16 protein-coding genes are annotated in these 18,932 nt (G+C 64.2%); 7 read left to right on the top strand and 9 right to left on the bottom strand.

What is annotated here, in order from left to right:
- Window positions 1-259: 259 nt before the first annotated feature.
- Window positions 260-1,669, top strand: coding sequence for an MFS transporter (locus tag ABD742_RS15835; protein WP_234750812.1), 1,410 nt, complete (start codon window positions 260-262; stop codon window positions 1,667-1,669).
- Window positions 1,670-1,760: 91 nt separating this feature from the next.
- Here ABD742_RS15835 and ABD742_RS15830 read toward each other — a convergent pair whose 3' ends face one another.
- The 9 genes from ABD742_RS15830 to ABD742_RS15790 all read right to left on the bottom strand — a co-directional run bounded on the left by ABD742_RS15830 (window position 1,761) and on the right by ABD742_RS15790 (window position 13,531).
- Window positions 1,761-3,569, bottom strand: coding sequence for an acetyl/propionyl/methylcrotonyl-CoA carboxylase subunit alpha (locus ABD742_RS15830; RefSeq protein WP_234750811.1), 1,809 nt, complete (start codon window positions 3,567-3,569; stop codon window positions 1,761-1,763).
- A 149-nt stretch (window positions 3,570-3,718) separates the two neighbouring features.
- Window positions 3,719-4,393 carry a Maf family protein gene (locus ABD742_RS15825; RefSeq protein WP_234750810.1) on the bottom strand — a complete coding sequence of 225 codons (675 nt, stop codon included), beginning with the start codon at window positions 4,391-4,393 and terminating at the stop codon, window positions 3,719-3,721.
- A 107-nt stretch (window positions 4,394-4,500) separates the two neighbouring features.
- Window positions 4,501-7,023, bottom strand: a complete 2,523-nt coding sequence (locus ABD742_RS15820) for an MMPL family transporter (RefSeq protein WP_234750809.1) — start codon at window positions 7,021-7,023, stop codon at window positions 4,501-4,503.
- 26 nt (window positions 7,024-7,049) lie between these two features.
- On the bottom strand, window positions 7,050-7,736 hold the full coding sequence (locus tag ABD742_RS15815) for a TetR/AcrR family transcriptional regulator (protein ID WP_234750808.1): 687 nt from the start codon (window positions 7,734-7,736) through the stop codon (window positions 7,050-7,052).
- 37 nt (window positions 7,737-7,773) lie between these two features.
- Complete coding sequence (locus ABD742_RS15810; RefSeq protein WP_234750807.1) at window positions 7,774-8,202, bottom strand: YbjQ family protein; 429 nt, start codon at window positions 8,200-8,202, stop codon at window positions 7,774-7,776.
- A 110-nt stretch (window positions 8,203-8,312) separates the two neighbouring features.
- Entirely contained in the window at window positions 8,313-9,725 is a 1,413-nt protein-coding gene (locus tag ABD742_RS15805; RefSeq protein WP_234750806.1) for a dicarboxylate/amino acid:cation symporter, read from the bottom strand.
- Between the two features lie 159 nt (window positions 9,726-9,884).
- Window positions 9,885-11,570: a DUF885 domain-containing protein gene (locus ABD742_RS15800; RefSeq protein ID WP_234750805.1), complete on the bottom strand. Its 1,686-nt coding sequence runs from the start codon at window positions 11,568-11,570 to the stop codon at window positions 9,885-9,887.
- Window positions 11,571-11,711: 141 nt separating this feature from the next.
- Entirely contained in the window at window positions 11,712-11,918 is a 207-nt protein-coding gene (locus ABD742_RS15795) for an acyl-CoA carboxylase subunit epsilon (protein ID WP_234751055.1), read from the bottom strand.
- 29 nt (window positions 11,919-11,947) lie between these two features.
- A complete protein-coding gene (locus tag ABD742_RS15790; RefSeq protein WP_234750804.1) occupies window positions 11,948-13,531 on the bottom strand; it encodes an acyl-CoA carboxylase subunit beta in 1,584 nt (527 codons plus the stop codon).
- A 211-nt stretch (window positions 13,532-13,742) separates the two neighbouring features.
- Between ABD742_RS15790 and ABD742_RS15785 the strand changes: the two genes are divergently transcribed.
- The 6 genes from ABD742_RS15785 (at window position 13,743) to ABD742_RS15760 (ending at window position 18,908) form a co-directional block, all read left to right on the top strand.
- The gene (locus ABD742_RS15785; RefSeq protein WP_234750803.1) at window positions 13,743-14,657 is read left to right on the top strand and encodes an SDR family oxidoreductase; all 915 of its coding nucleotides are present in this window, start codon (window positions 13,743-13,745) and stop codon (window positions 14,655-14,657) included.
- Between the two features lie 47 nt (window positions 14,658-14,704).
- Window positions 14,705-15,613, top strand: a complete 909-nt coding sequence (locus tag ABD742_RS15780) for a biotin--[acetyl-CoA-carboxylase] ligase (RefSeq protein WP_234750802.1) — start codon at window positions 14,705-14,707, stop codon at window positions 15,611-15,613.
- Window positions 15,606-16,241 (top strand): PH domain-containing protein, encoded by a 636-nt coding sequence (locus tag ABD742_RS15775; RefSeq protein WP_234750801.1) that lies wholly within the window; start codon window positions 15,606-15,608, stop codon window positions 16,239-16,241. The genes ABD742_RS15780 and ABD742_RS15775 overlap by 8 nt, the downstream gene beginning before the upstream one ends.
- Complete coding sequence (locus ABD742_RS15770) at window positions 16,231-17,394, top strand: adenylate/guanylate cyclase domain-containing protein (protein WP_234750800.1); 1,164 nt, start codon at window positions 16,231-16,233, stop codon at window positions 17,392-17,394. The genes ABD742_RS15775 and ABD742_RS15770 overlap by 11 nt, the downstream gene beginning before the upstream one ends.
- Before the next feature lie 2 nt (window positions 17,395-17,396).
- On the top strand, window positions 17,397-18,155 hold the full coding sequence (locus tag ABD742_RS15765; RefSeq protein WP_234750799.1) for a PP2C family protein-serine/threonine phosphatase: 759 nt from the start codon (window positions 17,397-17,399) through the stop codon (window positions 18,153-18,155).
- Between the two features lie 141 nt (window positions 18,156-18,296).
- On the top strand, window positions 18,297-18,908 hold the full coding sequence (locus tag ABD742_RS15760; RefSeq protein ID WP_234750798.1) for a hypothetical protein: 612 nt from the start codon (window positions 18,297-18,299) through the stop codon (window positions 18,906-18,908).
- Window positions 18,909-18,932 lie beyond the last annotated feature (24 nt).

Here is an 18,932-nt window from a genome sequence, read left to right as displayed (position 1 = left end):
CACGTTAGGGACGGCGCGTTTCGCGGACCGTCGCGGTTTGTAAACGTGCTGTGACATTTGCCTATCGGAGGGGGTCACCGGTGCGTGAGGCGACGGTGAGGTTGTGTGGCGCAGACCACAGAGTGAGACTTTCCAAAGCGTCCGCATACTGGACTTGATTGTCCATTTGTTGGATACCGGGAACTATTATTGAACTCTCAATAATCTTTGCCGGCAGGCTCAGGGACGCCGGCCGGCGTGAACGGAAAGCAACTACTACATGTCTTCCATCGCTGAATCCAAGGAAAGCGAGTCAGTCAAGCCGGTCAACTCGCGGGGACGGGTGATCTTCGCCAGCCTCATCGGGACGTCCATCGAGTTCTACGATTTCTACGTTTATGCCACCGCGGCCGTGCTTGTCTTTCCCAAACTCTTCTTCCCGACGGCTGACGAGACCACCCAACTGCTGAGCTCCTTCGCCGTGTTCGGTGTGGCCTTCGTCGCCCGGCCGCTCGGCTCCATAATTTTCGGCCACTTCGGTGACAAGTTCGGTCGCAAGGGAACCCTGGTTGCGTCCCTCCTGACCATGGGTATTGCCACGTTCCTGATCGGCTGCCTCCCGACGGCGCAGGTTCCGGGCTGGACGTTCCTGGCCCCCACGCTGCTGGTAGTCCTGCGTTTCGCCCAGGGCCTGGCCCTCGGTGGTGAGTGGAGCGGCGCAGCGCTGCTCGCAACCGAGAACGCGCCGGCCAACAAACGCGCGATCTATGGAACATTTCCGCAGATGGGTGCACCGATCGGCTTCATCCTGGCCAACATCATCTTCCTGGTCTTCAGCTACACCCTGACTCCCGAGGCCTTCGCCGCCTGGGGCTGGCGCGTGCCGTTCCTGCTCAGCGCCGTCATGGTGATCCTCGGCCTCTATGTGCGCCTCAAGCTCATTGAAACTCCCGCATTCACCAAGGTGCTCGAGTCGAACGAAGTGGCCAAGCTGCCCATCGGACGCGTGTTCAAGAAAAGCTGGCGCCCGCTGATCCTCGGCACCTTCATCATGCTCGCGACGTACGTGCTGTTCTACCTGATGACCACGTTCACGCTGACCTACGGCACCAAGCCCACCCTGGCGGGCGCTCAAGCCGCAGCGGTCAAGGCCGGAAAGCCCATGACTGACGCGGCCGTCGCGGCGTTCGTCCCGGGCTTGGGCTTCAGCCGGAACGACTTCCTCTGGATGCTGATTGCCGGCGTCGTCTTCTTCGGCATTTTCACCCTCGTGGCCGGCCCGCTTGCCGAAAAGTACGGCCGTCGCAAGATGCTCCTGGCCGTCACGGCGGGGATCCTGGTGTTCGGCTTGCTTTTCGTGCCGCTGTTCGGTGGCGGCTTCGTCGGCACCATGGCGTTGCTCATCATCGGCTTTACGTTGATGGGCCTCACCTTCGGACCCATGGGTGCGCTTCTTCCGGAGCTGTTCCCCACCAACGTCCGCTACACCGGATCCGCGGTCAGCTACAACATGTCCAGCATCCTCGGTGCGGCTGTCGCTCCGTTCATCGCGGTCTGGCTCTGGGAATCGGCCCAGGGCAGCACAGTCCTGGTGGGTGTCTACCTCAGCGCCATGGCAGTCCTGACGCTCGTGGCGCTGTTCCTGTCCAAGGAAACCAAGGATACGGACTACGAGAACAACGTAGCTTGACCCTGTATTAACAGGCTCGCGTTAACTGGCTCCGGCCCCGCACTAATCGTGCGGGGCCGGAGCCACTTGCGCTGCTTAGTCTTCGATCGTCTTAGTCTTCGATCGTCGCGATGACGGCGCCTGCGGAGACGGTCTCGCCTGCCTTGGCTACCAAGCCGTGAATGGTGCCGGCCTTGTGGGCCGTGAGGGGCTGTTCCATCTTCATGGCTTCGAGGACCACGATCAGATCGCCCTCGGCAACCACATCGCCGGCGGCTACGGCCACCTTGACGATGGTGCCTTGCATCGGCGAAGTAAGGGCGTTGCCGCCCGCCACAGCGGCTGTGGCGCCCGCAGAGCGGGAACGCTTCTTGACCTTCGCGCCCTTGGCGCCCGCGCTGGCAACCGAGGAAACCGAGCCGAGAGTCGCGGGAAGGACGACTTCCAGCCGCTTGCCACCGACCTCGACGACGACGCGCTGGCGCTCACCGGCGTCGGCGGCTTCTGTTCCGGTTCCGGTGGGCGTCCACGCGGGGATGTTGTTGACGAACTCGGTCTCGATCCAGCGCGTGTGCACCTTGAACGGGCCTTCGGCAGGAGCGAAGGCGGGATCGGTTACCACTGCGAGGTCGAAAGGAATGACGGTGGGGATGCCTTCAACCACCATTTCCTCAAGGGCCCGGCGGGAACGCTGGAGGGCCTGTTCGCGGCTGGCTCCGGTGACGATCAGCTTGGACAGCATGGAATCGAAGTTCCCGCTGATGACGTCGCCCTGTTCGATGCCGGAGTCGATACGGACGCCCGGACCCGTCGGGTTCTTCAGGGTGCTGACGGTTCCCGGTGCAGGCATGAAGTTGCGGCCCGGGTCTTCGCCGGTGATGCGGAATTCAAAGGAGTGGCCGCGGACCTCGGGATCGCCATAGCCGAGTTTCTCGCCTCGGGCGATGCGGAACTGCTCGCGGACCAGGTCGAGGCCCGTGACTTCCTCTGAAACGCAGTGCTCTACCTGAAGTCGCGTGTTGACCTCAAGGAAGGAGATGATGCCGTCCTGGCCCACCAGGAATTCGCACGTTCCCGCGCCGAGGTAGCCGGCTTCTTTCAGGATGGCCTTGGAAGACTCGTACAGTCGCTCGTTCTGCTCGGCGGTCAGGAACGGTGCCGGAGCTTCTTCAACGAGTTTCTGGTTGCGGCGCTGGAGGGAGCAGTCGCGGGTGGAGACCACAACCACGTTTCCGTAGGCGTCGGCCAGGCATTGGGTCTCGACGTGGCGCGGGGAATCAAGGAATCGCTCGATGAAGCACTCACCGCGGCCGAAGGCGGCAATGGCCTCGCGCACTGCGGACTCGAAAAGCTCGGGGATTTCCTCGATGGTGCGGGCCACCTTGATTCCGCGGCCGCCGCCACCGTAGGCGGCCTTGATGGCGATCGGGAGACCGAATTCCTTGGCGAAGGCCAGGATCTCGTCAGCGGATTCGACGGGGTCGGCCGTGCCGGGAACCAGGGGAGCGCCGACCTTTTCGGCGATGTGGCGGGCCTGCACCTTGTCGCCCAGCGCAGAGATGGCGTCCGGGGACGGGCCGATCCAGGTGATGCCGGCGTCGATGACCTTGGCGGCAAACTCGGCGTTCTCGGCGAGGAAGCCATAGCCGGGGTGGATGGCGTCCGCACCCGACTGCTTGGCGACCTCGATCAACTTGTCCATCACGAGGTACGACTCAGCGGCGGTATTGCCGCCCAGCGCGTAGGCCTCATCTGCCAGCCGGACGTGCAGGGCGTCGCGGTCGGGGTCCGCATAGACGGCCACGGAAGCGATGCCTTCGTCCCGGGCTGCGCGGATAATGCGGACCGCGATTTCGCCTCGGTTGGCGATCAAGACCTTGGTGAGAGGGCTGGAAATGGGCTGCGCCGGATTAGCTGACAAGTTGACTCCTTCTGTCCTTCAGGGAGCCTAGCGTGATTTTGAGGGTTCCGCCCATATTGATAGGGGATTCCGTGTGTGAGACGGCCTGTCTTTGTAGGGTTGCTACAAAGTCCGGAAACCGGCCGCCGGGTCGGCGACCCGGACCGCCCCTATTCGCTGCTCGCTTCGGAGCCGTTTTGGGTCCAGAGTTCGGTGATTCCAACTTTCGCTTGCCCGAGCAGATCGCGGAGGGTCGAGATGGAGAGCCCGACGACGGCGTGCGGGTCGCCGTCGACCTTGCGGATGAAGGCCCCGCCCAAGCCATCGATCGTGAACGAACCCGCGCAGTGCAGGGGCTCGCCGGTTGCGATGTAGGCGTCGATGTCCTTCTCGCTCATCTCGGCAAAGTGGACTTCTGCGCTGGACACAGCACCGACTGTTGCTCCGGTGCCGACGGCCGTCTCGCCGTCGTTCACGTCCGCTGCGGTTTCGCGGCAGTCAACCAGCCAGTGCCCGGTGTGGAGTACGCCCTTGGATCCGCTCATGCGCAGCATCCGTTCCTTGGCCACATCCACCGTGTACGGCTTCCCGTGCGATTCGCCGTCGAACTCGAACACGGAATCGCAGCCGATCACCAGGGCACCCTCGGCGTCGGGCAGGGAAGCGACAGCCTCGGCCTTGGCGCGGGCGAGGAGGAGAGCGGTGTCATGCGCGTCGGTCACTCCGTACCGGGCTTGCACCGCGTCCTCGTCCACGTCCGAGACGAGCACTTCGTGGTGGATGCCGGCCTCCGTGAGGAGCTTGGTGCGGGCGGGGGACTGGGAAGCCAGGATCAATCGGGTCACGGCTCAAGCGTAGTACGCGGCGCCGCCCCCCCGACGCTCGCTCACGTATGTGTGTGTTTGGCCGGACGCTCGCTCACGTATGTGGGTGTTTCTTAGTGAGCAGGCGCTTAGTGGACCAGTTCCTTGGCCCCGCCTGCCGCCGTCGTGCGCTGCAGCTTGGCGCCCTCGACGTCGACGTCGGGCAGGATCCGGGACAGCCAGCGCGGCAGCCACCAGGCCTTCTCGCCCAACAGGTACATCACGGCAGGAACGATGGTCATCCGGACCACGAACGCATCCACGAGCACGCCGAACGCCATAGCGAAACCGAGCGGCCGGACCATGGTCAGGTGGCTGAAGATGAAGCCGGCAAACACGCTGACCATGATGATGGCGGCGGCAGTGACCACGGCGGCGGCATGGCTGAAGCCGCTTCGGACCGCTTGCTTCGCGTTCTCCCCGTGCATGAACGATTCGCGCATGCCGGAGGTGATGAACACCTGGTAGTCCATGGCCAAGCCGAACAGGACACCAATCAGGATGATCGGCAGGAAGCTCAGCACGGCTCCGGGATTGGGCACGTCGAACACGGTGCCCAGCCAGCCCCATTGGTAGACGGCCACCACAGCGCCGAAGGCTGCCGCGAGCGAGAGCAGGAAGCCGCCGGTGGCGAGCAGCGGAACGACGATCGAGCGGAACACCAGCAGCAGGAGGACCAGTGAGAGCCCGACGACGATCGCCAAGTATGGCGGGAGGGCGGCACCGAGCTTCGCGGAGACGTCGATGTTGCCGGCCGTCTGCCCCGTCAATCCAATGGTGGCGCCTGTCGTTTGCTGGATTTCGGAACCCTTGGCGCGCAGTTCCGAGACCACCTGGACGGTGCTGGCGCTCGCGGGTCCGTCCTTGGGGATGACCTGGAAAACGACGGTGCGGTGATCTTGGCTGAGGGCTACCGGAACGGCTGCCACGACGTTGTCGACGCCGCGCAGCTTGTCCGCGACGTCGAACTGCTTGGTCTTGGCCTGGTCGTCGCTGAGACCGGACGGGAACGTACCGACAACCACGATGGGACCGGTCATGCCTTCGCCGAAGCTCTTCCGGGTGAGGTCATAGGCCTTGAAAGCTTGCGAGTCGACCGGTTCCGAACCGCCGTCGGGCAAAGCGAGGCGCAGCTGGGAGGCCGGGAGGGCCAGCACCCCAAGCAAAACGACGCCGGCAAGCAGCGAGACCACCGGGTGCCGGGTCACGAGCCCGCCCCACCCGCGGCTGCTCCGCCGCTGGTCCTCTGCGCGGTCCGCCGAGGCGTGCTCCGGCTCCGCGTTGTGGCGTTCGGCCCTGGCCCACGCCCGCTTCGAGATCAGTTTGCGGCCGACCAGCGAGAGGACTGCCGGGGTCAGTGTCAGTGAGACGACGACGGCGACTGCCACCGTCGCGGCGGCAGACAGGCCCATGACGGCAAGGAACGGGAGCCCCGGAACGACCAGTGCGGCAAGCGCGATGACGACAGTGAGGCCTGCGAAGAGAACGGCGTTGCCTGAGGTGCCGGTGGCGAGGGCCACTGATTCCTCCGCGTCCATCCCCGAAAGCAATTGCCCGCGGTGCCGGTTGACGATGAAGAGCGAGTAATCGATTCCGACGGCGAGGCCCAGCATGAGCGCGAGCATCGGGGAAATGGAACTCATGTCAATGACGCCGGTGAGGGCAAAGGTTCCGCCGACGCCCACGGCCACGCCAATGATAGCCATCAGGAGGGGCAAGCCTGCAGCGACGAGCGTTCCCAACATCACGATGAGGGCGATGGCCGCCACGGCGATGCCGATGATTTCGGAGACACCGAACAGCTGCGAGACGTCCTCGGTGATTTCCTTGCTGGCCAGGGCCGTGACACCTGCCGAGGAGACTCCGTGGACGATGTCCTGGACTTGCTGCCGGACGGCGGGGGTCAAACCGTTGATGGAGGTCTTGAACTGGACCTGGGCGATCGCCGCTTTACCGTCTTCGGAGACGAAACGCATGCCTTGGGAAGCTGTCACCTGGCGTTTGGCCAACGCAAGGGCGGCGGCACCGTCAGTGGCTTGCTTCTGGCCGGCATCGAGCTTTTGGCGCCCGGCCAGGAGTTCGGCCTTCTGCGGGGCAAGTTGGGCCTGGATCTGCGCAGCGGGCATGCCCGCAGCGGTCATTTGCTGCTCGGCGGCCTTCAGTTGGGCATCACCTGCATCGAGCGTGGCCCCCGCCTTGTCCAGCTCAGCCTGCCCGGTGGCTGCCTTTTGTTCCGCGGCAGCAAGATCGGACGGTGCCTTGTCCAAGGTGGCTTGGGTCGTGAAGGGGTTGACCGTGGACTGCACATCCGGCAGTTTTTCCAGCTGCGCGAGGGCCGACGCAATGGCGTCCTTGCCGGCCTGGTTGAATCCGGCGTCGCCGGCTTCGAAGACGATCCCCGCGGAACCACCCGAGGAGGCCGGAAGGTCCTTCTTGAGCTTGTCCAGCATCTGCTGGGTCTCGGTGCCCGGGATCTGGAAGTTGTTGGACATGGTGCCGTGGAAGGCGGCAGCGGAGCCGCCGACGGCGACGAGGACGGCCAGCCAAAGGGAGATCACCAGCCAGCGGTGACGGTAGGAGAACTTGCCAAGGCGGTAGAGCAGGAGTGCCATATCGGAACCGATCTGTCGGTGTGTGGTTATGCCGAGTGCTGTGGGGCAGCCGCGGGCTGAGTACCGCGCGACGCCGGGCCCTGAGGGGCGGGTGCCGCGAAGCCTGAACCGAGCAGGCCAATTGCGTCGATCAGGTGCTGCCGCAGGCTCGCCAGGGATTCAGGGGAAAGATCCGGGCCGTGTTGTTCGAACCAGACGCTCATGGCTGCCTTGCCGCACGAAATGATGGACCCGGCCAAGGCCCGCAAATAGAGCTCATCAACATCCGGGCCGAGGCGAAGACGGGCGGCGTCGATGATCTGCATGGTGCAGTGGTCCCAGGCTTCCAGTTCGGAACGTACCAAGGCTCGGTTGTCGTGGGTCAGGCTGAAGAGCTCGGCCATGGGGGAAACCGTCATGGGGTCAGCGAGCGCCATGAGGGCGGCCCGGGCGGAATCGAGGATGGGTTCATCCGAAGGGCGCAAGCGGAATTGTTCGAGGGCATGGTCCAGGAAGCCCTCGGTCACTGAGGCCAGGGCGGCTTCGAGGCTCGGGAAGTAGTTGAAGAAGGTGCGCCGGGATACGCCGGCCTCTTCCGCGATGTCTTCCACGGTGAAATTGCCGGCGCCCTTGCTGCGCAACATGGCGAGGGCTGCGTCCGCGATCGCTCGGCGGGTGGCCAGTTTGTTCTGTTCCCGGCGCGAGGGGAGGGCGGTGGTGTCGGAAGTTGTCACGGACTTACACTAAGTGCAACTTTGCACTCCGGGCAAGTTAAGGTCGGGTTGAAGCTTCGGTCGTGGGCTGTGTGGGCTGCTCGGACTGCTTGGCTGCGGCGCTGGTCAGGTAGATTGACTGGCCAGTGGCGCCCGGCTCGCCTTCGGCCAAGGGGATGGCGAACACCGCGGTGCCGTAGGCGCACACTTCGGTCCAGTTGCCGCCCATCTCGGACGTGTCGAAGCGCATGGCGACGATTGCGTTGGCGCCGCGCTGCTGTGCCTCGCTGACCATGCGGGCCATGACCTCCTGGCGGCTTTCATAGAGCGCCTTGGTCATTTCGGGCAGTTCGCCGCCGCCGAGGGAGCGGAAACCGGCAATCATTTGGGAGCCGAGATCCCGGGAGCGGACGGTGAGGCCCATGACTTCGCCGAAGACGGCGTCGATCCTGTGGCCCGGAATCTTGTTTGAGGTGACTATCAGCATGGACAGAGCCTATCCAGAATTCACCGTTTCCCACCCTTAATGCCCACCGTTAAAAGGACGAATCCCCAGGGCATTCCCCGGGGATTCGTCCGTGCGATGGTGAACCGCCGCTAGGCCTTGGCGTCAGCGAGCTCGAGAGTGTCCTCGGATGCCTCCGGAGACTCGGTCTCGGCCGCGAACGCTGTTCCCTTGCGTGGCGCGTTGTAGAGCGATTCGTCCAGGATTCCCTGCCGTTTGGCCACGATGGCCGGAACCAGCGCCTGTCCCGCCACGTTGACGGCCGTGCGGCCCATGTCCAGGATGGGGTCGATCGCCAGAAGGAGCCCGACGCCGGCAAGCGGCAGTCCCAGCGTGGACAGGGTCAGCGTGAGCATGACGACGGCGCCCGTGGTGCCTGCCGTTGCCGCGGAACCGAGGACCGAAACCACCACGATCAGCAGGTACTGGCTGAAGTCCAGGTTGATGCCGAAGAACTGGGCAACGAAGATCGCGGCAACGGCCGGGTAGATGGCGGCGCAACCGTCCATCTTGGTGGTGGCGCCGAGCGGCACGGCGAAGGATGTGTAACCCTGGGGAACTCCGAGGTTGCGTTCGGTGACGCGCTGCGTGAGCGGGAGCGTGCCGATCGAGGAACGCGAGACGAATGCCAGCTGCACGGCGGGCCATACGCCGGAGAAGTACTGCTTGACAGACAGTCCGTGGGTCTTGACGAGGATGGGGTACACGACGAAGAGCACCAGGGCCAGGCCCGCGTAGATGGCCACGGTGAACTTGCCGAGCGAACCAATGGTGTCCCAACCGTAGACGGCCACAGCGTTGCCGATCAGGCCGATGGTGCCCAGCGGGGCGATACGGATGATCCACCAGAGGACCTTCTGGATGACGGCCAGGGCGGAGGCGTTGAGGTTCAGGAACGGTTCGGCCTGCTTGCCGACCTTGAGGGCCGCGACGCCGACGGCGATGGCGATCACCAGGATCTGCAGCACGTTGAAACTGATCGAAGTGCTGGCGACGCCGTCCGTGACGCTCGTGCTGGCGCCAATGCCCAGGAAGTTCTTGGGGAAGAGGCCGGTGAGGAACGCCCACCAATCGCCGGTCTTTCCGGCGTACTCGGCCTTCTTGGTGATGCCGGTGCCGGAGCCCGGCTGCAGGAGCACCCCAAGTCCGATGCCGATCATCACTGCGATGAGCGAAGTGATGGCGAACCAGAGCAAGGTGTTCCACGCCAATTTCGCCGCATTGGACACTTGGCGGAGGTTCGCGATGGAGCTCACCACTGCGGTGAAGATCAAGGGCACGACGGCGGTCTGCAGCAACGAGACGTAGCTCGAGCCGATGGTCTGCAGCGTGGCGCCGAGTCCGTTGGGAGCCTTCGTGGTGCTACCGGTGGCTTTGGCCAGGAGGCCGAGGGCCAGGCCGATCACCAAGGCCGCGATGATCTGGACGCCGAAGGACGTTGCCCACTTGGGAAGCCGGGACGAAGTCTTTCCGGCGGAAGTCAAAGTGTTGGATGAATTGCTCACCGGAACAAACTAGGCCCCGGCAAATACCACCGCGACCCGACGTTGAGAAATGTTACGGGAACCGAAAAATTCAACATCCCAATAGCCCAACGAATTCGCCGCCAATCCACCCATTTATGAAGTTATTCCCGGCCGGAATGTGGGGAAGATCTCGTAGGGTCACCCCAGCAGCGCCCGGCGGAGCGTATCCAAGCCAACCGAGCCGATGTTCAGCGCATCCGTGTGGAAGGACTTCAGGTCGAATCCCTCGCGGCGTTCGAGTCCAGCCCGGATTTCTTCCCAAAGCCGCTGCCCCACCTTGTAGGACGGAGCCTGGCCCGGCCAGCCGAGGTACCGGGTGAATTCGAACTGGAGCTGGCCCGCGCTGATGGGAAGGTTGGCCTTGAGGAATTCGAAGCCCTTTTCCGAGGTCCAGGTGCCGCTGCCCCAACGTTCCGGAACTTGCAGCTCGAGGTGGACGCCGATATCGAACACCACGCGGGCCGCGCGCATGCGCTGCATGTCCAGCATGCCCATGTGGTCGCCCGGGTCCTTGAGGTAGCCGAGCTCCAGCATGAGCTTTTCGGCATAGAGGGCCCAGCCTTCGCCGTGCCCGGACACCCAGCAGACGTTCCGGCGCCAGTTGTTGAGGAGCTCGCGGCGGTAGACGGCGGTGGCCACCTGGAGGTGGTGGCCGGGTACGCCTTCGTGGAACACCGTGGTGGTTTCGGCCCAGGTGGTGAAGGTGTCTTCGCCGGCCGGGACGGACCACCACATGCGGCCGGGCCGGGAGAAGTCGTCCGAGGGACCCGTGTAGTAGATGCCGCCTTCGTCCGTAGGCGCGATGCGGCATTCGAGCGTCTTCATGATGTCCGGGATGTCGAAGTGGACGTCCGCCAGTTCGGCTACTGCGCGGTCGGAGAGTCCCTGCATCCAGGCTTTGAGGGCATCGGTGCCCTTGATTTGCCGCTCGGGATCGTTGTCGAGGATGGCCTTGGCTTCCTCGATGGACGCACCGGGCTTGATTTGCTCGGCCACTCGTTCCTGTTCGGCGATGATCCTGTCGAGTTCCTGCACGCCCCAGGCGTACGTTTCTTCCAGGTCCACGGTTGCGCCGAGGAAGGAGCGTGAGGCCAGGGCGTAGCGTTCGCGGCCCACGGCGTCCTTTTCGGGGGCAAAGGGCAGAAGCTCCGCTTCGAGGAAGGCGGCAAGGCGCAAGTATGCGGAACGCGCGACGGCGGCACCGGCGTCGAGCTTTTCCTGAAGTTCCGCCGGCAGCGGTTGGCCGTCGATGGTGGCTTCGGAGGCGAGCTTGGCGAAGAAGCCGTCTTCGGCCGCGTATTTGCTGGTCTGTTCGATGACGATCTTGACTTGGCGGACCGCCGAGACTTTCCCTGCGTCCTTGGCCGAACGAAGGGAAACGATGTACCCGTCAATCGCTTCCGCAACGTTGGCCGCGCGGCCGGCGATGTGCTCCCAATGTTCGGCCGTGTCGGTAGGCATGAGGTCGAAGATCGCGCGGATGGTTTGAGCCGGAGACTCAATGTTGTTCAGGTCCGCGGCATCCCAGCCGGACTCGTGGATCTCGAGGGCCAGGCCGAGCCGTTCCCGCATCGCGTCAAGGGTGACGACGTCGGAGGCGTCCGTGGGTTCGAGCGCGGCCAGCTCGTCGAGGGTGCGGCGTGCTGCCTTGGCGAACGCCGCCGCACCGGCAGGCGAGAAGTCCTGGTATTCGGTTTCGTGTCCGGGCAGACCGAGGGTGGTGGCGAGGCTCGGGTTGAGGGCGAGGAGGGTGTCCGTGTAGGCGTCGGCGACCGCGTCGATGGCAGTCTGGAGGCGTGCCGGAGCTGTGTTAGGAGTAGTCACCCCACGAGCCTAACCGCGACGAGACTCTTGTGAAAGGGTTGTTGCAGATGTCTCGGAGGCCAACCCAACTGGCTGGCATTTAATGTCGTTCTGAGCCTCCAAAACGACATTAAATGCGACTCAGTTGGGTCACCACGGAACTCAGCCCCTGCTGCGCTTCCAGGCGCCTGGCCCCGGCGTGGGCTCCATGCGCAGTTGCTGGCGTCGCAGCCAGTGCCGCGTGCTCGGTTTCGGCGCCTCGGCTTCCTCCGGCGATCCAAGGGAAGCGACGACGGCGGCAAGCGCCGCGAGCTCTTCCGGCGTCGGGTTTCCCTTGACCACCGAAAGCAACGGCTCGGCCGGCCCCATGTCAGTGGTGTCTGGGTTCTGTTCGACGCTCACAGGGGGATGTTTCCGTGCTTCTTGGTGGGCAGGCTGGCGCGCTTGTCGCGAAGGGCACGCAGGCCCTTGATGATCTGGATGCGGGTCTCCGACGGCACGATGACGGCATCGACATAGCCAAGCTCGGCTGCCTGGTAGGGGTTGAGGAGTTCTTCCTCGTACTGGCGGATGATCTCGGCACGCTTGCCTTCGACGTCGCCACCGGCCTCGGCGACGGCGGCAAGATCGCGGCGGTACAGGATGTTGACTGCACCTTGGGCGCCCATCACACCGATCTGGGCCGTCGGCCAGGCCAGGTTGAGGTCTGCACCGAGCTTCTTGGAACCCATCACGATGTACGCTCCGCCGTAGGCCTTGCGGGTGATGACCGTCAGCTTCGGCACGGTGGCTTCGGCGTAGGCGTAAAGCAGCTTGGCTCCGCGGCGGATGATGCCCTGGAATTCCTGGTCCTTGCCGGGCAGGAAGCCGGGGACGTCCACCAAAGTGATGATGGGAACGTTGAAGGCATCGCAATGGCGGACGAAGCGGGCGGCCTTTTCCGAAGCGGAGATGTCGAGCGTGCCGGCGAACTGCATGGGCTGGTTGGCCACGATCCCGACCGTGTGGCCTTCAACCCGGCCATAGCCGATGATCACGTTCGGGGCGTAGAGCGACTGCATTTCGAGGAAATGGGCGTCATCCACGATCTGCTCGATGACCTTGCGCATGTCGTAGGGCTGATTGGCCGAGTCCGGGATGAGCGTGTCCAGGGCGAGGTCGTCGTCGTCGAGCTCCAGTTCCTGCTCGTGCTCCAGGACGGGGGCCTCGGAAAGGTTGTTGGACGGCAGGAAGTCCAGGAGTTCGCGGACGAACTCGATCGCGTCGGCTTCGTCGCTGGCGAGGTACGTTGCAGTGCCGGTGGTGGCGTTGTGCTGGCGCGCGCCGCCGAGGGTTTCCATGTCCACGTCTTCGCCGGTGACGGTCTTGATGACGTCCGGGCCGGTGATGAACATGTGGGAGGTCTTGTCCACCATCACCACGTAGTCGGTGAGGGCGGGGGAGTAGGCGGCGCCGCCGGCGCACGGGCCCATGATGAGGGAAATCTGGGGGACGACGCCCGAAGAGTGGACGTTGTTGCGGAAGATGTCGGCGAACATGGCCAGTGAGGCGACGCCTTCCTGGATGCGCGCGCCGCCGCCGTCGTTGATGCCCACCATCGGGCAGCCGTTGCGGAGGGCGAATTCCTGGACCTTGACGATCTTCTCGCCGTTGACCTGGCTCAGGGAGCCGCCGTAGACGCTGAATTCCTGGCTGTAGATGGCGACTAGGCGGCCGTCAACGGTGCCATAGCCTGAGACAACGCCGTCGCCGAGGGGCTTCTTCTTCTCCATGCCGAACGCGGTGGAGCGGTGGACGGCCAAGGCGTCGAACTCTACGAAGGAGTCTTCGTCGAGGAGCATGTCGATGCGTTCGCGGGCGGTGTTCTTGCCGCGGGCATGCTGCTTCTCGATCGCTTCGGGGCCGGAAGGCTGTTCTGCACGGGCCTGGCGGTCGCGGAAGTCGGCAATCTTTCCCGCTGTCGTTGTCAGATCGTGGCTCATCAAATGTCTCCGGCTCTGTAGCTGATTTACGCTGGCACTGCTTCGTTAGGCATGCGCTCTTAAGTAGCATCCGTACAAAGTGCGGGCCCTGTTGGCTAGTCTAATGACGCAAAAGCCACAGACCGCTGTAGAAACCCTACAATTTTCCGACTTCAAGTCGAGCATCAGGCAATGTTACTCGCCAGTAACATAGTTGGGCTACAGTGTCCTCATGACCTCAAGCAACGATGCTTCTGCAAACCCTGCCCTTCCGTATCAGGCGCCTGGATCACTGAAGGGCCGCACCATCCTGATGTCCGGCGGCAGCCGCGGCATCGGCCTGGCAATCGCCACCCGCGCGGCCCGCGACGGAGCCAACATCGTCATCATGGCAAAGACCGGAGAACCACACCCCAAGCTGCAAGGAACGGTCTTCACGGCCGCCGAGCAACTGGAAGCAGCCGGCGGCCAGGCGCTGCCGCTCGTGGGAGATGTCCGCAACGACGGCGACGTTGCCGCGGCGGTTGCCGCCGCCGTCGAACGCTTTGGCGGAATCGACGTCGTCATCAACAACGCCTCGGCGATAGATCTCTCCCGCACTGACGCGATTGACATGAAACGCTATGACCTCATGCAGGACATCAACGTCCGCGGCACCTTCGTTCTGTCCAAGCTCGCGCTTCCGGCCCTGCGGAAATCGCGCAACGGCCACATCCTGACTCTTTCCCCGCCGTTGAACCTCGACCCGAAGTGGGCCGGCATGCACTTGGCGTACACCATGGCCAAGTACGGCATGAGCCTCACCACGCTGGGCCTGGCCGAAGAACTCAAGAACGACGGCGTGTCGGTCAACTCGCTGTGGCCCTGCACGCTGATCGACACTGCTGCCATCCGAAATATGCCCGGAGGGGCACAGATCGTCCAAGCCGCCCGAAGCTCGGAAATCATGGCCGACGCGGCCCACGCTGTCCTGACCGGGGCGCACCTGACCGCAGACTCAGGTGGTTCGGCAAGTAATTCTTCGGCAAGTAATTCGGGCAACTTCTACACGGACGAACAGGTGCTGCGGGCTGCGGGTGTTTCAGACTTCAGGCCCTACAGTCTGGGTGCCCCGGAGGAGAAGCTGGTGCCGGATATCTTCCTCTAAGCGGACAACTTCTTCCGGCACCAGCCTGGCTGGATAGGATTCTGTCTATGGATGTCGAACAGCCTGCCAGCAGCGAACCACGTGCCCCGCGTTTGGGCCTGGACCGTGATGCACTGCTTCATCCCGACTTTCTCGCGGCCGCCGGTATTTCGCAATTGAAGATTGTGGAGACCACCGGCTCCACGAATGCTGATCTGCTGCGCGCCGTCACCACGGAGCCCAAGGAATGGGCCGACCTCGCAGTCCTCACGGCCGAGCACCAGACGGCGGCGCGGGGCCGGCTCGACCGTCACTGGGAATCTCCCGCACGTTCGGCGATTTCCGTTTCGATCGTCCTGCGTCCCGTCAATTCCCAAGGCCTGCCCGTCCCGACCCAGAGCTACTCCTGGCTCTCCCTTCTGGGCGCGCTGGCCTTGCGTGAGACCCTCCTGGAAACCGCCGGCCTCCCTGCCGAGATCAAGTGGCCCAACGATGTCCTCGTCCGAGGCAAGAAGATTGCCGGCATCCTGGCCCAGATGGGGCCGATGGGCGACGGATCGGTTCCAGCGGTGATCCTGGGTACCGGCCTCAATGTCACGCTCGGCGAGGACGAATTGCCTGTCCCCACGGCAACCTCCCTCCTGCTTGAAGGTGCCACCACCACGGACCGCACCGTGCTTCTTCGGAACTATCTCTCCCGCTTCGCTGCGCTCTACCGCAGTTTCTGCAATGCCGACGGCGACCCTACAGCGGGACTGTCCGGCGGCTCCTCCCTGCACAAGCGGGTGGAAGCTGTCATGGTCACCTTGGGGCGCGAAGTGAAAGCGCATTTGCCCGGCGACCACGAATTGGTGGGGCATGCGTCCAGGTTGGATGAATATGGTTCCCTTTTAGTGGTGGACCATGGTGGCCGCGAGCACGTCGTGACCGCCGGCGACGTCGTCCACCTAAGGGCTACCGAAAGCGGTTATGCGTAAAGAGCTCCTGCGTGGGGAGCAAGTCATCGTGATCACGCGGCAGCAGCCCAGGATGCTCTTTGGTCCCGTCCTGGCGTTCATACTGGTCCCCGCTGCGGCCGCGTTCGCTTGTGCATGGATTGTCAAGGGCGGGCCGGGCAAAGTGCTTCCGGTCATCACGAGCGACTGGACCCAATGGTTGGTGGCCGCGTGCCTGGCGATAGTGGCGATCGTGCTGCTCGGCTACAGCCTCCCGCGATTCATCCGCTGGCGTGGCATACGGTACATCCTGACAAGCGGCCGGATAGTTGCCCGTTTCGGAATGCTTCGGCGACGCGACTGGCAGGTTCCGCTGGCCGCGGTGCGCAGCGTGGGGATCAAACAATCGCTGCTCCAACGGATATTGCGCTCCGGGAATATATCCTTGGATACCGGGCACCCCGCCGAGGCCGTCCTCGCGGACGTTCCGGAGGTCGGCAAGTTTCGGAGTTTCATCCTGGATGCCATGGCCGAGCTGCCGACGAATGTCAGGTTCGGCCCCGGCGCCGTGCCGGCGGCCGGCGATTTTGACAGTTTTGCTGGACCAGTTGACTACCCGGATGCCGCGTTGCCCTGGGATATGAGAGAAGGTGGAAGAGATGAGCGTTGACGAGCAGGAGCCTGAGTACATGGACCACGAGCCCGACGCCGTGCCCGAACCTTCCGTGGACCAAGCACCAACCGGGGTCCTCCCCGTTGTGTCCCCGCCAACCGGCGCCCTGTCAGCAGAACGGCTTGCCATCAAGGCCCTGGAAACCAGGCTCCTGGGCGGCGAACGCAAACTCCGGCGACGCGAAGTGGCAGCGGGCGCAGGCGTCTCGCTGTTGTCAGCCCGCAAGCTGTGGCGTGCGCTGGGTTTCCCCAACTTCGGCGACCAGGACGTGGCGTTCACCGAGCGCGACCTCGCGGCGCTTTCCACCATCCTTGACCTGGTCCGCGCCGGAAAGCTCACCGAGGAAGCTGCCATTTCCGTGACGCGCGCCATCGGACAGATGACCGACCGCATGGTGGTGTGGCAAGTCGAGGCACTCATCGAAGACATGGTGATGCAGCAAGGCATTCCCGACGCCGTTGCCCGCAAACAGCTGGTCAATGAACTGCCCAACCTCGTGGATGCCATGGAAGAGATCCTGCTCTACTCGTGGCGCCGCCAGATGAACGCGGGAGTGCAGCGCCTGGCCGTCCGTGCAGAGGCAGGTTTGCAGGCCAGTGAGGCCGGCCGCGAAGGGGACGAAGACGACGCTCCTTTGCCCTTGGCGCGCGCCGTGGGCTTTGCCGACCTCGTCTCCTACACGAGCCTGTCACGCCGCATGAACGAGAAAACCCTGGCCCAGTTGGTCCAGCGCTTCGAGAACAAGTGCGCGGAGATTATCTCCATCGGCGGCGGACGCCTCGTCAAGACCGTCGGCGACGAAGTCCTGTACATCGCCGAGACACCGGCGGCCGGGGCTGAGATCTCCTTGGCGCTCGCCCAGGCCTTCACGGAAGACGAAATCCTGCCGGAAGCCCGCGTGGCGATGGTCTGGGGACGGATCCTTTCCCGTCTCGGCGATATTTACGGTCCCACCGTCAACCTGGCGGCCCGCCTCACGGCCTTGGCTGAACCCGGGACGGTCCTCGTGGACGAGATGACGGCAGCAGCGCTGGGCCAGGACGAACGCTTCGTCTTGGTCCCGCAGACGGCCGAGAACGTTCGTGGCTTCGGGGAAATCCTCCCCGTCAGGCTTGCCCGCGGCCTTGGCAAGGGACTGGTTCTCGACTGAAAATGAATTCACTCGCCGCAGCAACCGCCCCTGAGCCGGGATTCACGTTGAGCTATGGCTACGGCACGGACCGTGGACTCAGCCGGGAACTCAACGAAGATTCGCTCATCGCGGTGGATCCGGTCTTCGCGGTGGCTGACGGCATGGGCGGGCATGAGGCGGGCGAGATTGCCAGCGCGTTGTGCGTACGGACCCTCGGCTCCATGCCGCAATTGGCGTCGGGAGTCCGCTCGGCGACCGCTGTTGCCATGCAAGAGTGCATCCTTGCCGCCGACTCCCAGATCCGGAATGCCACGGGTGGCCGCGCCGGAACCACCCTCACCGGCGTCGTTGTCGCCGAGCACATGGGCGTCCCGTATTGGCTGGTCATGAACATTGGCGATTCGCGGACGTATCGCTTGAGCGGGGGCGATTTCAGGCAGATCAGCGTGGACCATTCGGAAGTCCAGGAACTCGTGGAGGCCGGCAGCATCACGCGTGAAGAAGCCATGGTGCATCCGCGCCGCCATGTGGTGACCCGTGCCCTCGGCACCGGCGGCGAAAACGAAGCGGACTTCTGGTTGCTGCCCATCCAGGATGGGGACCGGATGCTGATCTGCTCGGACGGACTCACCGGGGAGCTCAGCGACGAGCACATGTTCCGGATCCTGAGCACGGTGGAGAAGCCCCAGGAAGCCGTGGATGCCCTCATCCAGGAGGCGTTGCTGAGTGGCGGACGGGACAATGTCACCGCGATCGTGGTGGATGCCAGCATCGAATAGAACGACGCCGAACGGGCCGGCACCCGCTCCTGCCGATGGTGTTTTAGCGAACGGGATTTGCGACACGCCCGGACTTTGTAGGAAGATTCCGGTCATACCACCCCAACTCCGGGCGGCCTGTGCCGTCCTGCAGAGGTAAACATGACCCAACGCTCCTCCGCGCGCTCTGGCGGCGCGACCCGTACCGCCGTGCGACGCCCGTTCTCCGTTGCCCTTGCGGGCATTGCCATGGCTGTGGTGATGTGCGCTTTCCCGTCGCTTTCGGCCCACGCCGAGACCGTCGTGGCTCCCGGCCAGGGACAAGTTTCGCCGTCACCTGTGGCGCCACCGGACCCGGCACCAACCGAGCCCACGCCGACCCAGCCGAAAGTCGTGGATCCAGCGCCCTCCAAGCCACCCGTCGTCGTGCCGGTCCAACCCGCCCCGGTGGCACCCGCGCCCGCACAGGCCCCCATGACACAGGTGACGGTGGAACCGGAACCCAGCGTGGCGCCGTCGGAGGCTGTTGTGGCCTCCAGCCCGGCGACCCCGTCGGACACCCCGACGACGAGCAGCGCCTCGCCGTCGGCGTCGTCCAATTGGAATACCCCCATCCAAGGCGGGCTGAAGGCCACCCAGGCTGCCTCGGTGAGCGGCACCAAAGGCCCGGGTTCGGACATGTTCGCCGTGATCGCCATCATGGGCGGCGTTCTTTTGGTGGCGGCCGGCGGCATTGCCTTCGCTTTGTGGAGCCGCCACCGCTTCTCGCACTGATTCCTGCGTGTCGTCCGGGGGCCC

The organism is Arthrobacter ramosus, from assembly GCF_039535095.1.
Classification (GTDB): Bacteria; Actinomycetota; Actinomycetes; order Actinomycetales; family Micrococcaceae; genus Arthrobacter; species Arthrobacter ramosus.
The sequence above is the reverse complement of the archived record's forward strand: the minus strand, read 5'-3'. Positions and strand labels throughout refer to the sequence as shown.

Coding starts and splice junctions, on each gene's coding strand:
- ABD742_RS15835 (WP_234750812.1), top strand. CDS start 260: ATGTCTTCCATCGCTGAATCCAAGGAAAGCGAGTCAGTCAAGCCGGTC.
- ABD742_RS15820 (WP_234750809.1), bottom strand. CDS start 7,023: ATGGCACTCCTGCTCTACCGCCTTGGCAAGTTCTCCTACCGTCACCGC.
- ABD742_RS15810 (WP_234750807.1), bottom strand. CDS start 8,202: ATGCTGATAGTCACCTCAAACAAGATTCCGGGCCACAGGATCGACGCC.
- ABD742_RS15795 (WP_234751055.1), bottom strand. CDS start 11,918: ATGGGGCCGGCCGAGCCGTTGCTTTCGGTGGTCAAGGGAAACCCGACG.
- ABD742_RS15790 (WP_234750804.1), bottom strand. CDS start 13,531: ATGAGCCACGATCTGACAACGACAGCGGGAAAGATTGCCGACTTCCGC.
- ABD742_RS15785 (WP_234750803.1), top strand. CDS start 13,743: ATGACCTCAAGCAACGATGCTTCTGCAAACCCTGCCCTTCCGTATCAG.
- ABD742_RS15780 (WP_234750802.1), top strand. CDS start 14,705: ATGGATGTCGAACAGCCTGCCAGCAGCGAACCACGTGCCCCGCGTTTG.
- ABD742_RS15775 (WP_234750801.1), top strand. CDS start 15,606: ATGCGTAAAGAGCTCCTGCGTGGGGAGCAAGTCATCGTGATCACGCGG.
- ABD742_RS15770 (WP_234750800.1), top strand. CDS start 16,231: ATGAGCGTTGACGAGCAGGAGCCTGAGTACATGGACCACGAGCCCGAC.
- ABD742_RS15765 (WP_234750799.1), top strand. CDS start 17,397: ATGAATTCACTCGCCGCAGCAACCGCCCCTGAGCCGGGATTCACGTTG.
- ABD742_RS15760 (WP_234750798.1), top strand. CDS start 18,297: ATGACCCAACGCTCCTCCGCGCGCTCTGGCGGCGCGACCCGTACCGCC.